The sequence below is a fragment of the Rheinheimera sp. MMS21-TC3 genome, assembly GCF_032229285.1.
Taxonomy (GTDB): Bacteria; Pseudomonadota; Gammaproteobacteria; order Enterobacterales; family Alteromonadaceae; genus Alishewanella.
In genome coordinates, this window is sequence record NZ_CP135084.1 from 647,176 (window position 1) to 660,552 (window position 13,377).

The 13,377-nt window shown below is 39.8% G+C and carries 15 protein-coding genes; 9 read left to right on the forward strand and 6 right to left on the reverse strand.

The window, feature by feature from the left end; all coding sequences use genetic code 11:
• The first annotated feature begins 31 nt into the window (after positions 1-31).
• From dnaX to adk, 5 genes are all read left to right on the forward strand, one after another.
• A complete protein-coding gene (dnaX, locus tag RDV63_RS03380) occupies positions 32-2,044 on the forward strand; it encodes a DNA polymerase III subunit gamma/tau (RefSeq protein WP_313908093.1) in 2,013 nt (670 codons plus the stop codon).
• Between the two features lie 139 nt (positions 2,045-2,183).
• Positions 2,184-2,510, forward strand: coding sequence for a YbaB/EbfC family nucleoid-associated protein (locus RDV63_RS03385; RefSeq protein WP_313908094.1), 327 nt, complete (start codon positions 2,184-2,186; stop codon positions 2,508-2,510).
• The gene (recR, locus tag RDV63_RS03390) at positions 2,510-3,112 is read left to right on the forward strand and encodes a recombination mediator RecR (RefSeq protein ID WP_313908095.1); all 603 of its coding nucleotides are present in this window, start codon (positions 2,510-2,512) and stop codon (positions 3,110-3,112) included. The genes RDV63_RS03385 and recR overlap by 1 nt, the downstream gene beginning before the upstream one ends.
• Before the next feature lie 160 nt (positions 3,113-3,272).
• Complete coding sequence (gene htpG / locus RDV63_RS03395; RefSeq protein WP_313908096.1) at positions 3,273-5,210, forward strand: molecular chaperone HtpG; 1,938 nt, start codon at positions 3,273-3,275, stop codon at positions 5,208-5,210.
• Between the two features lie 254 nt (positions 5,211-5,464).
• Positions 5,465-6,109 carry an adenylate kinase gene (gene adk / locus RDV63_RS03400; RefSeq protein WP_313908097.1) on the forward strand — a complete coding sequence of 215 codons (645 nt, stop codon included), beginning with the start codon at positions 5,465-5,467 and terminating at the stop codon, positions 6,107-6,109.
• A 69-nt stretch (positions 6,110-6,178) separates the two neighbouring features.
• Here adk and tpx read toward each other — a convergent pair whose 3' ends face one another.
• Positions 6,179-6,799 (reverse strand): thiol peroxidase, encoded by a 621-nt coding sequence (gene tpx, locus RDV63_RS03405; RefSeq protein ID WP_313908098.1) that lies wholly within the window; start codon positions 6,797-6,799, stop codon positions 6,179-6,181.
• A 125-nt stretch (positions 6,800-6,924) separates the two neighbouring features.
• Between tpx and RDV63_RS03410 the strand changes: the two genes are divergently transcribed.
• Both RDV63_RS03410 and RDV63_RS03415 read left to right on the forward strand, forming a co-directional pair.
• A complete protein-coding gene (locus RDV63_RS03410) occupies positions 6,925-7,944 on the forward strand; it encodes a response regulator (RefSeq protein WP_313908099.1) in 1,020 nt (339 codons plus the stop codon).
• Position 7,945: 1 nt separating this feature from the next.
• The gene (locus tag RDV63_RS03415) at positions 7,946-8,908 is read left to right on the forward strand and encodes a diguanylate cyclase (RefSeq protein WP_313908100.1); all 963 of its coding nucleotides are present in this window, start codon (positions 7,946-7,948) and stop codon (positions 8,906-8,908) included.
• A 68-nt stretch (positions 8,909-8,976) separates the two neighbouring features.
• Here the strand turns inward: RDV63_RS03415 and sodB are convergent, their stop codons facing one another.
• Positions 8,977-9,561, reverse strand: coding sequence for a superoxide dismutase [Fe] (gene sodB, locus RDV63_RS03420; protein WP_313908101.1), 585 nt, complete (start codon positions 9,559-9,561; stop codon positions 8,977-8,979).
• A gap of 228 nt (positions 9,562-9,789) precedes the next feature.
• On the opposite strand from sodB, the gene RDV63_RS03425 reads away from it, so the two are divergent.
• A complete protein-coding gene (locus RDV63_RS03425; protein ID WP_313908102.1) occupies positions 9,790-10,143 on the forward strand; it encodes a Grx4 family monothiol glutaredoxin in 354 nt (117 codons plus the stop codon).
• 59 nt (positions 10,144-10,202) lie between these two features.
• Here the strand turns inward: RDV63_RS03425 and rnt are convergent, their stop codons facing one another.
• Positions 10,203-10,910, reverse strand: a complete 708-nt coding sequence (rnt, locus tag RDV63_RS03430; protein ID WP_313908103.1) for a ribonuclease T — start codon at positions 10,908-10,910, stop codon at positions 10,203-10,205.
• 127 nt (positions 10,911-11,037) lie between these two features.
• On the opposite strand from rnt, the gene RDV63_RS03435 reads away from it, so the two are divergent.
• Entirely contained in the window at positions 11,038-11,916 is an 879-nt protein-coding gene (locus RDV63_RS03435; protein ID WP_313908104.1) for a flagellar protein MotY, read from the forward strand.
• Between the two features lie 13 nt (positions 11,917-11,929).
• Here the strand turns inward: RDV63_RS03435 and RDV63_RS03440 are convergent, their stop codons facing one another.
• From RDV63_RS03440 to RDV63_RS03450, 3 genes are all read right to left on the reverse strand, one after another.
• On the reverse strand, positions 11,930-12,250 hold the full coding sequence (locus RDV63_RS03440) for a hypothetical protein (RefSeq protein ID WP_313908105.1): 321 nt from the start codon (positions 12,248-12,250) through the stop codon (positions 11,930-11,932).
• A 72-nt stretch (positions 12,251-12,322) separates the two neighbouring features.
• Complete coding sequence (locus RDV63_RS03445) at positions 12,323-12,733, reverse strand: response regulator (RefSeq protein WP_313908106.1); 411 nt, start codon at positions 12,731-12,733, stop codon at positions 12,323-12,325.
• Positions 12,720-13,361, reverse strand: a complete 642-nt coding sequence (locus RDV63_RS03450; RefSeq protein WP_313908107.1) for a response regulator — start codon at positions 13,359-13,361, stop codon at positions 12,720-12,722. The genes RDV63_RS03445 and RDV63_RS03450 overlap by 14 nt, the downstream gene beginning before the upstream one ends.
• Between the last annotated feature and the right edge of the window lie 16 nt (positions 13,362-13,377).

Sequence of the window (13,377 nt, forward strand, 5' to 3'; positions counted from 1 at the left end):
TAAGTAAATTTACAGAGTGTAAACAGCAGTTATGAGTTATCAGGTTTTAGCACGCAAATGGCGACCACAGCACTTTTCTCAATTAGTGGGGCAAGAGCATGTTAAAAACGCGCTAAGTAATGCCTTAACTAATAATAGGCTGCATCATGCTTATTTATTTACTGGTACCCGAGGAGTTGGTAAAACCACTATTGCGCGTATCTTTGCCAAAAGCTTAAATTGCGAGCAAGGCATAACCGCTTCTCCTTGTGGCACTTGCTCAGCTTGCTTAGAAATTGATGCTGGCAACTTTGTTGATTTAATGGAAATTGACGCGGCTTCTCGGACTAAAGTAGAAGATACTCGTGATTTATTAGACAATGTGCAATATGCGCCAAGCCGTGGCCGTTTTAAGGTGTATCTAATAGATGAAGTGCATATGTTGTCTAAACATAGCTTTAATGCCTTACTAAAAACCTTAGAAGAGCCACCGTCACATGTTAAATTTTTATTAGCGACAACCGATCCACAAAAGCTGCCGATAACAGTACTGTCGCGTTGTTTACAGTTTAATTTATTAGCTTTAAGTCCCAACCAAATTTCCCAGCATTTAGCTTATGTGTTAACGGAAGAAGGTATTCCTTTTGTTGAACCCGCTTTAAGTCTAATAGCTAAAGCGGCTAAGGGTAGTTTGCGCGACTCGTTAAGCTTAACTGACCAAGCCATAGCACAAAGTAATAGCAATATTCAGCTAGATGTTATTAGAGCCATGTTGGGGTATCTAGAGCAGAGTTGGGCCGAGCAATTGTTACAGGCCGTTTTAGATCAAGATGCCGTGAGTTTACAACAGCAATTAGCAAGCTTAGTCCAGCAGCATAATGATTATGCTCAAGTGTTAGATGATATTCTGGCAATATTACATCTAACAGCACTAAGTCAATTTACGCCCGCCGCTGCAGCAATAAGTGAAAGTGCAGACTTTATCCTCCAGTTAGCTCAGCGTTTAGAGCCAGCTCAAGTGCAGTTATATTATCAATTATTAATTAGTGGCAAAAAAGAATTAGCTTATGCGCCTGATGCTTTAATTGGTTTAGAGATGGCGCTGTTAAGAGCGATGGCGTTTGCGCCGGCAAAAGTAAATATAACTAGCTTAGCTACTCAGCCCATTATCGAACCCAGCCCTGAAAGCTTGCCGCAAACTGCGCCGGCAGCAATTGCTGTTAGCCCTGATATTGCTAAAAAAACGATAGTTGAACCTGCAGTATCAGCACCAGAAATACAGCAGCCAGCAGCAGAGCAATCTATCAGCGGAATTGATTCTGTCACCTCAGGTATTATGGCTAGACGAGGTATAAAGTTAGCACAACCAAGTCGAGATGCAGAAAAAAAGATTGAGCGGCCAAAAGCGCCGCACTCGCTAGAGCTACAACAAGTCGAGCCGCCATTTAAATCACAGCAGCTTAGCCACTCGTCACCAGTTACTACAGCTGAAGCTATTAATACTAATGAAGTACAACCGCAGCCGGTATTAGATGATGAACCTGATTCTTATGTGGCTAATGATGAACCAGAGATGTTTGAGCATGCTCAAGCCGATGTTATGTGGCAGCAGTTTCAAACTGAGTCACCTGCATTAACCGAGTTTGACGGTAGTATTAATCAGCAAAATTTTTCTATTAAGTTTGCTGCTCAAGTGGATGCCTGGGCAGCAAGAATAGAGCAACTAGATACTGGTGGCTTAAGCCGTTTATTTTTACTTAATGCCGCTATGAGTTTGCAAGCAGAAAACATGCAGTTAACGGTAGCAAAGAGTCAGCAGCATTTAGATAATGCAGAATTTAGACAAAATTTACAGCAGTTGTTAGAACGCAGCTTTAATCAGCGGTTACAAGTGCATATTCACTATCAGGATGAGGTGGCAGATAGTCCTTTGGCTATTCAGCAGCGGATAGTGGCAGAGCGTCGAATCTATGTGCATAATCTATTGCAACAAGATCCTAATATCATTCAGCTTCAACAGTTGTTTGGTGCCCAAATGCTTGAGGATACAATTCAGGTAAACTAGTGGAAACAAGTAGACAAGGCTTGTCTTTATGTGACTGGATCTTTATCTTGTCGCCCCTAGGCAGAGCTAAAGTACGCTGATAAGTGCAAAATATAGCAATATATAACTTAATTAATACTAACTAACAGAGAGCGATATTATGTTTAAAGGTGGTATGGGCAATATCATGAAGCAAGCGCAAGCTATGCAAGAAAAAATGCAAAAAGCGCAAGCCGAAATCGCAACCATGGAAGTCACTGGTGAGTCTGGTGCTGGTTTAGTAAAAATTACCATGCTAGGTAATCACAATGTGCGTCGAGTCAGTATTGACGACAGCCTATTAGAAGATGATAAAGAGATGTTGGAAGACTTAATCGCGGCTGCTTTAAATGATGCTGTGCGTAGGGTGGAAGAAGCCAGCAAAGAGAAAATGGGCTCAATCGCTGGGGGTATGCAATTACCACCTGGCATGAAAATGCCATTCTAATGAGTCGTTATACACCATTATTACAGCAATTGATTGATGCCCTACGCATTTTACCCGGTGTAGGGCCTAAGTCTGCTCAGCGTATGGCTTTTGCCTTACTAGAACGCAATAGAGATGCAGGATTGGCCTTAGCCGATGCTTTGACCCAAGCTATGACTAATATTGGTAATTGCCAAGGTTGTCGTACCTTTTGCCAGTCAACTTTATGTTCAATTTGCACTGATCCTAAACGCGAGCTAGATGGTATTCTTTGTGTGGTGGGATCTGCTGCCGATCAGCATGCCATAGAACAAACAGGGCAATTTAAAGGGCGCTACTTTGTGTTACAAGGCTATTTATCACCCTTAGATGGCATAGGGCCACAAGATTTAGGCCTTGATAGCTTAAATGAGCTATTGGCTAAGGGCAGTACCACTGAACTTATATTAGCCACTAATCCTACTGTTGAAGGTGATGCTACCGCATTTTATATTGCTGAATTAGCTCAAAAGTATAAGGTTAAAGTGTCACGTATAGCTCAGGGCATACCTATAGGTGGTGAGCTTGAGTTTATTGATGGTACTACCTTATCGCATGCTTTTAGTGGTCGTAAACAGTATTAAAACTAAAAAGGGGTCAGAGTGATTTTAAAATCACTCTGACCCCTTTTTAATATTTTAGCTTGAAATCTGCTAAATCCTCCCCATATTAGTTAACAGTATCTTGCTGCCCTTACTGGCAGTATTTTAATGTTATTAACCAGTTATTTTGAGGATTTACACAATGAGTGATACCACAGCAACTTCAGCTGGCCAGAAGCAAACCCATGGCTTTCAGGCGGAAGTAAAACAGCTATTGCAGCTGATGATCCATTCACTGTATTCAAATAAAGAAATTTTCTTACGTGAGCTAGTATCAAACGCATCAGATGCGGCAGATAAGCTGCGTTTTATGGCGCTATCAGACAGTAGCTTGTATGGTGATGATGGCGAATTACGGGTTCGTATTAGTTTAGATGAAAAAGCCCGCACCTTAACCATCGACGATAACGGCATAGGTATGTCAGAGCAAGATGTTATTAGTCATCTTGGTACTATTGCTAAGTCTGGCACTAAAGAGTTTTTCTCTCAGTTGTCAGGCGATCAAAGTAAAGACTCAAATTTAATTGGCCAGTTTGGTGTTGGTTTTTATTCTGCCTTTATCGTTGCTGATAAAGTAACAGTCCGCACTCGTAAAGCGGGTGCAGCGGCTAATGAAGCTATTGAATGGGAATCGGCAGGTGAAGGTGATTACAGCATTACACCTATTACTAAAGACAGCCGTGGTACTGAAATAACCTTACATTTACGTGAAGGTGAAGATGAGTTCTTAAGCCGCTGGACGGTTGAAAGAATCGTAACAAAATACTCAGATCATATCAGTATTCCTGTCGAGTTATGGCAAGAAGCGCAAGCTGAAGTGAAAGGGGAAGACGGCGAAGTAACTACGCCAGCGAAGCCTGGTCAGTGGCAAGCGGTTAATAAAGCAACTGCTTTATGGACGCGAGATAAGTCAGACTTAACTGATGAAGAGTATAATGAATTTTATAAGCATATTTCACACGACTGGAGTGACCCATTAAGCTGGAGCCATAACAAGGTAGAAGGTAACAACAATTACACTAGCCTGTTATATATCCCGAAAAAAGCACCATTCGATATGTGGAATCGTGATGCGCAGCATGGCTTAAAACTTTATGTACAACGTGTCTTTATTATGGACGACGCTGAGCAGTTTATGCCAAGTTACTTGCGCTTTATTAAAGGGGTATTAGACTCAAGCGACTTACCATTAAACGTATCACGAGAAATTCTTCAAGATACTAAGGTAACGCAAAGCTTACGTAAGGGTTGTACTAGCCGTACTTTAAAAATGCTTGAAAAGCTAACTAAAGATAGCGAAAAGTATCAAGCCTTCTGGGATGAGTTTGGCCAAGTATTAAAAGAAGGCCCAGCTGAAGATATGGCGAATAAAGAGCAAATTGCAGCTTTATTACGTTTTGCTTCAACTCATACCGATGAAAGCGTGCAAAATGTATCTCTAGCTGATTACATTAGCCGGATGAAAGAAGGCCAAGACGAAATCTATTATATTGTTGCCGATAGTTTTGCTGCGGCTAAAAATAGTCCGCATTTAGAAGTATTACGCAAAAAAGGTTTAGAAGTCTTACTGCTTTCTGATCGTATTGATGAATGGTTAGTGCAGCATTTAACTGAGTTTAATGATAAAAAATTACGCTCAGTGGCTAAAGGCGGCTTAGATTTATCTAAATTAGATGATGAAGAGACTAAAAAAGCCCAGCAAGAAACAGAAGAAGCTTTTGCATCAGTGCTAGAGCGCTTTAAAACTGCTCTAGGCAACCAAGTTAAAGATGTGAAGGTTAGCCATCGTTTAACCGACAGCCCAGCTTGTGTGGTCACTGACGAGCATGATATGAGCACTCAGATGATTAAGCTAATGGAATCTGCAGGGCAAAAGGTGCCAGAAGTTAAACCTATTTTTGAAATTAACGCTGAACATACCTTAGTTAAGCATATTTCTGAGCAGCAAGATGAAGATCGCTTTAAAGAGTGGGCAGAGGTTCTGCTTGATCAAGCCTTGTTAGCCGAAAAAGGTAATTTGAAAGATCCAGCAAGCTTTGTTAACCGCTTGAATAAGCTGTTATTGTCTCTAGCGAAGTAATAATATTACTGCTTAAAAAACCACCTTAGGGTGGTTTTTTTATTGTAATTTTATGCCCACTAACAGACTGTTTATATTAACTCATAACATTTTGCTGCTTAGTTCCTAGCTATGAACATTTTTATTTAGCTAGGTGCCGCCACTGAAGCGTTAGCTGATGCTAGTCAGACAAACTTCTTGTTTCAAGTTAGACATTGTGTAAAGATCTCGGCTTTCTTATTAAATTATTTATCTCAGAATATGAGGAATTTGCTATGCGCATAATATTGTTGGGTGCCCCAGGTGCCGGAAAAGGAACACAGGCTCAGCTCCTGATGAATAAATATGGCATTCCACAAATATCAACGGGCGATATGCTGCGCGCAGCAATTAAAGAAGGTTCAGCCTTAGGCGTAGCTGCTAAACAAGTGATGGATGCCGGCCAATTAGTCTCTGATGATCTTATCATTGGTTTAGTAAAAGAGCGGATCGCCAAGGCTGATTGTGCTCAAGGTTTCTTATTAGATGGCTTTCCGCGCACTATCCCACAAGCCGATGCTATGAAAGAGAATGGTATTGTAATAGATCATGTTATTGAATTTGATGTTGCTGATGATGTAATTGTTGAGCGTATGAGCGGACGTCGTGTCCATCCAGCATCTGGTCGGGTATATCACTTACGTTATAATCCGCCAAAAGTAGAAGGTAAGGATGATATTACCGGTGAAGACTTAGTTATCCGAGTTGATGATGTTGAAGAAACAGTGCGCAAGCGTTTAGCTATTTATCATGAGCAAACTGAGCCATTAGTGGGTTATTACCGCAAAGAAGCAGAAGCAGGGAATACTAAGTATCATCATATAGATGGCACTAAGCCAGTTGATCAAGTTGGTCAAGAATTATTATCACGCTTAAGCTAAAATGTGCTAAATAAAAAAGCCCAAATTTAGAGTTTGGGCTTTTTTATGGCTGTCGAAAGCCGGGCTAAGTTAACCTTTAGCCGCTATACGGCTTAATGCATTTAACGCATCAGTATAGTCTGGCTCTGAAGCTAAGTTAGGCACTAGCTGTTGATAAGCTAAGTCACCTTTACTATCAATAATTAATACTGCTCGGGCTAAAATGCCCATATCTTTAATTAATAAGCCATAATTGGTACCAAAGTCACGCCAAACTGCATCAGATAGCACTGCCATATCAACGACTTGTTCTTGTTGGCAAAACCGCTTTTGAGCAAAAGGTAAATCAGTGCTAATTGTTAACAACACAACTTGTTGTGGTAAATTAGCGACTTCAGTGTTAAATCGTTTAGTTTGTAATGAACAGATACCCGTATCAATACTTGGCACAACACTGATTAAAACTGTTTTGCCTTTAAAGTCTGTAAGCTTAACAGTTTGAAAGTTTCCATCTACTACTTTAAAGTTAGCTGCTGGATGATTAAGTTTAGCTTTATCACCTAAAAGTACTATATTTTTATCACCTGCTTTGATTAAACTTAGCCGTTCGGGTAGTTTAGCTTGGAGATCAACTGCAGCTATACTGGGACTAAAAATAAAAAGCATAAAAATGACCAGTAGCATTGAGCTTAAATGATATAGTGCAGCCATAAGGTCGCTCCTGTTATGGTAATTGCGTAAATATTGAACTATTAAAATAGCTATTTAAGACTGTTTTGCGCGAATGGCCTATTTCAGGCTAGACTGAATTAAAGCTTAGGCAAAGTGAGAACCAGATGCACACTGCTGTTTTAATATGTGATGATTCAAACTTGGCGCGAAAACAGCTCGCTAAGATATTACCACAAGACTGGCAAGAAAATTTATATTTTGCTGGCCATGGTGCTGAAGCACTTGCAATTTTAAGTAAGCATGCAATTGATTGGCTATTTTTAGATTTAAATATGCCGGTTATGGATGGTTACCAAGTTTTAGCAGAACTAAAAAAAGCTAATACTAAAACTAAAGTTGTGATTGTTTCTGGTGATATTCAGCCTGAAGCCTATGAGCGAGCTAAAGCTTTAGGCGCTATCGATTTTATTAAAAAACCAGCAACTGCGGTAGTTATTCAACAGTTATTACAGCGCTTTAGTGGCTCAACTAACCCTAGTCAATCAGCAGATAAAGTAACAAAAGTATTGCAGCAAGAGTCGATAGAGTTAAGTTTTGAGGTACGAGATGTACTGCAAGAGCTGACTAATATTGCTATGGGTCAAGCAGGAGATCTATTAGCGCGCTTGCTTAATGTATTTGTGAAGTTGCCCATTCCTAATGTCAATCTTATTGAAGTCAGTGAGCTGCATATGGCATTAGCCTCTGTTGAGCAAGAAGCAAGCACAGCAGCTGTATGCCAAGGTTTTATTGGCGGTGGCGTTTCTGGTGAAGCCTTATTAATTTTAACCGAATCAAGTTATAAAGATATTGCTAACCTAATGAATTACCATGGCGCTTTAACAGCTAAAGTTGAATTAGAGTTACTAATGGATATTAGTAATATTTTAATTGGCGCTGTGTTAAAAGGTTTATCTGAACAGTTAGATATGGCTTTTAGCCAAGGCCATCCAGTGGTGTTAGGGCAGCGAGAAACAGTAAGTGATTTAATTAAAGCTAATACGCGGCGATGGCGAAAAACTTTAGCCATAGAGCTCACTTATGGCATTGAAAATTATGATATAAGTTGTGACTTATTATTGTTGTTCACGGAAGATAGTTTAAAAACCCTGAATTACAAAGTTGCTTATTTTCTGGAGGGATAGCATGTCGCAAGCGCAAATAGATGTCTCAGAAATTCACTGGTTGATGGATATGTTTCAAACTGTGGATGTGGGGCTAGTAGTATTAAATTGCGACTATAGAATTCAAGTTTGGAATGGTTTTATGGAAAACCATAGCGGCTTAACGCCAAGGCAAGTCAGAGACCGCTATTTGTTTGATTTGTTTTCAGAGATTGATGAAGACTGGTTACGCCGAAAATGTGATCCGGTTATTTTATTAAAAAACCGCGCTTTTACTATTTGGGAGCAACGGCCTTATATTTTTAAATTCCGTAATTATCGCCCTATTACCGGCTCTGCTGAGCACATGTATCAAAATTGCACTATCTTTCCTTTAACAAATAATAGCGGTGAAGTAACACACCTGTGTTTTATTATTTATGATGTTACTGATATTGCGGTTAGCCGGACAGAGCTTGAGCAAATGAATACCCGCTTAGAGCAATTATCAAAAATAGATTATTTGACCAAATTGTATAACCGAGGTCATTGGGAAGAAAGTTTAATTCAAGAGTTTAAGCGCTTACACCGTTACGCCCATAAAAGCACCTTACTAATGTGTGACATTGATCACTTTAAAATGGTCAATGATACCTATGGTCATACTGCTGGTGATTTAGTTATCCAGAAGATTGCTGATGCTGTTCGAGTAAATTTACGTGACACGGATATTGCTGGTCGTTATGGTGGTGAGGAATATGCTGTTTTACTAGTAGATACCACAGTTGAACAAGCCACTTTTTTTGCCGAACGACTACGTCATGCTGTTGAAGGCTTAGTGGTAATGTATAATAAAACTCCACTAAAAGTAACTATAAGTATAGGCTTAGCTGAGTTCCATAGTGACATGAAACAGCATGTGCAGTGGATAGAAGCAGCAGATGAAGCGCTATATCAATCAAAAGAAGGCGGCAGAAATCAGCTGACTTGTTATCATCCGCAATAATTAAAAATTAAATTATTAGCAATAAAAAACCCAGCTTAAGCTGGGTTTTTTATTAAGATAAAGGTGACTTATTTAGCAAAGTTTTCTGCAGCAAACTTCCAGTTTACTAATGCCCAAAAAGCATCTAAATAAGCAGGACGAGCATTACGGTAATCGATATAGTAAGCATGCTCCCATAAGTCGACCGTTAAGATTGGGGTTAACGACTTATCTGAGATAGGGGTTGCAGCATTGCTAGTATTAACAATATCTAATGAACCATCGGCAGTTTTCACTAACCAAGTCCAGCTAGAACCAAAATTGTTAACCGCTTTATCATTCAGGGCTGCTTTAAAGTCAGCAAATGAACCCCATTTTGCATTGATAGCATCTGCAAGGGCGCCTGTAGGCTCGCCACCCGCGTTAGGAGCTAAGCAATTCCAATAGAAGGTATGGTTCCATACTTGAGCAGCATTATTGAATACACCGCCATCTGAAGTACGGATGATTTCTTCTAAAGACTTACCAGCAAAATCAGTTCCTTCAATTAAGCTGTTTAACTTAACAACGTAAGTATTATGGTGTTTGCCGTGATGGTACTCTAAAGTCTCAGCAGAAATATGTGGGGCTAAAGCATCTTTTGCAAAAGGTAATGCAGGTAATTCAAAGGCCATTGTTGTTCTCCGTTAACGTTGTTTAACATGTCTGTGTGGCGTAGACTACAAAACTTGACTAAATTACTCAAGTTTTACTCTGTCTAGTTTAGGGCGATTTATATTATAATGTAAGAATCGTTTTTGAGTATCTAACTAGATATGGGGTTTTATTTATAAAACTCAAGTGTAACTGAGTAAACAACAGCGTAAAATAGCGTTAGGCTCATTTTTTGGTAAGAGGTAACCATGGAAACAATTGACAAAATTAAGCAACAAATTTCTGAGAATCCGATACTTTTATTTATGAAAGGCTCACCTAAATTTCCAAGTTGTGGCTTCTCTGCTCAAGCATCTCAAGCGTTAATTGCTTGTGGCGAACAGTTTGCTTACGTCGATATCTTACTCGACCCAGAAATTCGTGCCGAATTACCTAAATATGCTAATTGGCCTACTTTCCCGCAATTATGGGTGGATGGTGAACTTATCGGTGGATGCGATATTATTTTAGAAATGTTTCAACGTGGTGAGTTGCAGCCATTAATTAAAGAAACAGCAGCTAAAGCTGATTCAGCTTCTACTAGCGATGCAGATACTGAGTAATTGCTTACGCTAACGCCAGCTATAGGCTGGTGTTAGCGGTTTGAGTTAATTTAAGTTGCTTAAGTCGGTTTAATGTCAGATTGAGCATCATTCTTGTCTGTTGACTCATCCTCTTGTTGTTCCTCATTTTGCTCTGGTGCGCTAGCTAATGGCCAGCCACCTAAATCTCGCCACTTGTTGACAATGTGGCAAAATAACTCAGCTGTACGTTCGGTATCATAGAGTGCGCTATGGGCTTGTTTGCTATCAAAAGCAATACCTGCATATTGGCAAGCTTTAGCTAACACTGTTTGGCCAAGAGCTAAGGCAGATAAAGTGGTAGTGTCAAAAGAAACAAAGGCATGAAAGGGCGAACGTTTATACTTTAAACGTTCAATAGCGGCATTAACAAAGCCTTGATCAAAGGCCGCATTATGCGCCACTATCACGCTACGTTGGCATCCCGCTGCTTTTTGCGCTTTACGTACCGCTTTACATATTTCACTAATGGCTTCGCGTTCACTTACAGCCCCCCTTAATGGATTAAACGGGTCTATGCCATTAAAAGCTAATGAGCTAGCATCTAGATTAGCTCCATCAAAAGGCTCAACATGGAAGTGTAATGTTTGTAGCGGCAATAAATTGCCTTCGTCATCCATTTTTAGCAAAGTTGCTGCTATTTCTAATAGTGCATCGGTTTTTGGATTAAAGCCTGCGGTCTCTACGTCGATAACAACAGGGTAATAGCCACGAAAACGTTGAGCTAATAGTGAAGTAGATTTTGTCATAAGTGCGCCATATTACATATTAAAGGCTATTATGCCAAAAAAATACGCTAACGTCTTGGTACGGCATAGTGTTTGCTTATGTTAAAGTTAAATAAGCAATTGCTTAAAATAAATATAGTGGTGAATCATGCAAAGGCTCCTGATAATCATAGCTCTTACGGGTATATTTACGGCAACTAGTGTGGTGTCAGCACCGCAGTTGCGTCAATATTCTGCCGAAATTGAAAACTCTGTATGGCAATTGAGTAAAAATACGCCATTAGAATGTCAGTTGCAGCATGAGATCCCGCGCTTTGGGCAGGCTGTTTTTCGCAGCGTTGCGAGTAAAGGCCTTAATATGGCCTTTGAATTACAAATGTTACGCTTACCTGATAATTATGCCTTAGCTGAAGTATTGTCTATACCTCCAGCCTGGCGAGCGGGAGAGCCAAGTAAGGCCATTGCTAATATGCAATTATTAAAGCAGTACAATGGTGAGTTACCTAAAGAGTCGGCTTGGACCTTATTGACAGAACTTGAGCATGGTTTTAGTCCTAGCTTTTACTTTAATGACTGGTATAGCCCTCACGACAAAGTGGTAGCGGCACTGAATCCAGTACAGTTTGCTACTCAGTTTACAAAGTTTAATCAATGCATTTCGGCTTTATTACCTTACAGTTTTGAAGATATTGCTTTTACTGTCTTAAATTATGAATCAGGTAGCGATCAATTAAGCCGTGAGTCTAGTCGACGTTTACAGCAAATAGCAGAATACCTTAAGTATGATAATGATATCGACTATATTGAGATTCAGGGCTATAGCGATAGTTATGGTGGCCTTTGGATGAATGAGCAGCTATCGATTAAGCGGGCTGAAAAAGTTAAAACGTTTTTTGTATCGGTCGGATTAAGTGCAGATAAAGTACAAGTAACAGGATTTGGTGAGCGGCGGCACATTGCACCGAATCAAATTGCTATTGAGCGCAAAAAGAACCGCCGAGTTGTATTGCAGCTAAGTAAACCTTAGTTTAAGTTGGTATTTATTGCACCATAATGTCAACTTGGCGCCAGTTTTCTCGTTCTGATAACAAAATACGCACTTGTTTGCCATCTAGGTGAAAAAATAGATTTTCTCTACCATATATAGTCTCTGCTTTAAAAGGCTCGCCAAGGTGCTGTAGGTAATATAGGCGTAATTCAGGCATGCTCTTCTGGCTAAAGTAGCTAAGTACCGCAGGCAGTTTATTATCTAAACGAGCAAATTCTCGTGCATCAGCCGCGATGGGCACTTGATAAAAATCTGCTGCCTGTAAAGCTGATGATAGGCTTAACGCTACCAAAAATAAAAAAGTTAAACGCATAGTGTTTCCTTATTTACATGCTGTTTTTTAAACTTTAACAAATTTTCGCAGGTTTTTCTTGATAAATTGGCTTTAGTTATTCAGTATTAAGTCATGTTTAGCAAACAAGCGCATAGCCGCTAAGATTTTATCGCCAGTAAAGGGTTTAACAATAAAAGTCGCAGCCCCTGACTTTATACTTAGCTGGACATTTTCTAAGGTGCTGTTTGCACTGACCATGACTACAAAGCAATCTGGTTTTACATTTTTAATTTTAGCTAGTAAGTCTAGGCCAGACGCATCAGGTAACTCAATATCAAGGAAAATAATATCAGGCCTTTGTAAGCTAAAAATATTCATTGCCGAAGCTGCTGAGTTGGCATTATAAAACTGAAAATTATCAACATTAAGAGTTGCATTTTTGGCTATTGCCATAATGTTATTGCGCAACAGTTGTCTTGTATAATCAATATCATCAACCAGTAAAACTTTAGCTGCTCGCATTAGCCTCTCCACACTGTTGCAGTAACTGACCAAACTGCTGGCAGATTAACAAAAGTTGGTTATCAAGGTTTTTATGTTGTAGCAAGGTTTGTAGTTTATCAGCAGCATTGGTAAGTTCGGCATGGCCAAAGCTTGCCGCTCCACCTTTTACTTTATGACAAATTTGGCGCATAAGATTAGCATTTCGTTCAGCTAGGGCTTGCTGAAATTGAGTTTCTTGTTGCTGCAAGTTTTCATAAAACAACTTGGTTAGCGCATCATCTATGACTAAAGGTATGCGTTTTTGTGATGATGTTTGCAGTAAAATGTTAGCTAGGTGCTGGTTATCGACAGGTTTTGTCAGGGTGTCATCAAAGCCCTCAGCAGTAACAGGATCGGCAGACATAGCAAAAATAGGTCGATTATAACCCAGCTGTCTAAGTAACTGCATTGCCTCAATACCATCACAAATAGGCATTTGGATATCAGTAATAATAATATCATACTGATAGCTGAGAGCTGCGGTGAGAAGCTGTTCACCATTTTCTACAGTATCAACCTTAACACCTAGCTCTTCACATTGTGTCTGCAACAACAAGCGTAAAAAATCGTCATCTTCGGCAACTAAGATCTGCTTGTTAGTGTTCATAACACTCCTTAGTGCT

Coding starts and splice junctions, on each gene's coding strand:
- dnaX (WP_313908093.1), top strand. CDS start 32: ATGAGTTATCAGGTTTTAGCACGCAAATGGCGACCACAGCACTTTTCT.
- RDV63_RS03385 (WP_313908094.1), top strand. CDS start 2,184: ATGTTTAAAGGTGGTATGGGCAATATCATGAAGCAAGCGCAAGCTATG.
- recR (WP_313908095.1), top strand. CDS start 2,510: ATGAGTCGTTATACACCATTATTACAGCAATTGATTGATGCCCTACGC.
- htpG (WP_313908096.1), top strand. CDS start 3,273: ATGAGTGATACCACAGCAACTTCAGCTGGCCAGAAGCAAACCCATGGC.
- adk (WP_313908097.1), top strand. CDS start 5,465: ATGCGCATAATATTGTTGGGTGCCCCAGGTGCCGGAAAAGGAACACAG.
- tpx (WP_313908098.1), bottom strand. CDS start 6,799: ATGGCTGCACTATATCATTTAAGCTCAATGCTACTGGTCATTTTTATG.
- RDV63_RS03410 (WP_313908099.1), top strand. CDS start 6,925: ATGCACACTGCTGTTTTAATATGTGATGATTCAAACTTGGCGCGAAAA.
- RDV63_RS03415 (WP_313908100.1), top strand. CDS start 7,946: ATGTCGCAAGCGCAAATAGATGTCTCAGAAATTCACTGGTTGATGGAT.
- sodB (WP_313908101.1), bottom strand. CDS start 9,561: ATGGCCTTTGAATTACCTGCATTACCTTTTGCAAAAGATGCTTTAGCC.
- RDV63_RS03425 (WP_313908102.1), top strand. CDS start 9,790: ATGGAAACAATTGACAAAATTAAGCAACAAATTTCTGAGAATCCGATA.
- rnt (WP_313908103.1), bottom strand. CDS start 10,910: ATGACAAAATCTACTTCACTATTAGCTCAACGTTTTCGTGGCTATTAC.
- RDV63_RS03435 (WP_313908104.1), top strand. CDS start 11,038: ATGCAAAGGCTCCTGATAATCATAGCTCTTACGGGTATATTTACGGCA.
- RDV63_RS03440 (WP_313908105.1), bottom strand. CDS start 12,250: ATGCGTTTAACTTTTTTATTTTTGGTAGCGTTAAGCCTATCATCAGCT.
- RDV63_RS03445 (WP_313908106.1), bottom strand. CDS start 12,733: ATGCGAGCAGCTAAAGTTTTACTGGTTGATGATATTGATTATACAAGA.
- RDV63_RS03450 (WP_313908107.1), bottom strand. CDS start 13,361: ATGAACACTAACAAGCAGATCTTAGTTGCCGAAGATGACGATTTTTTA.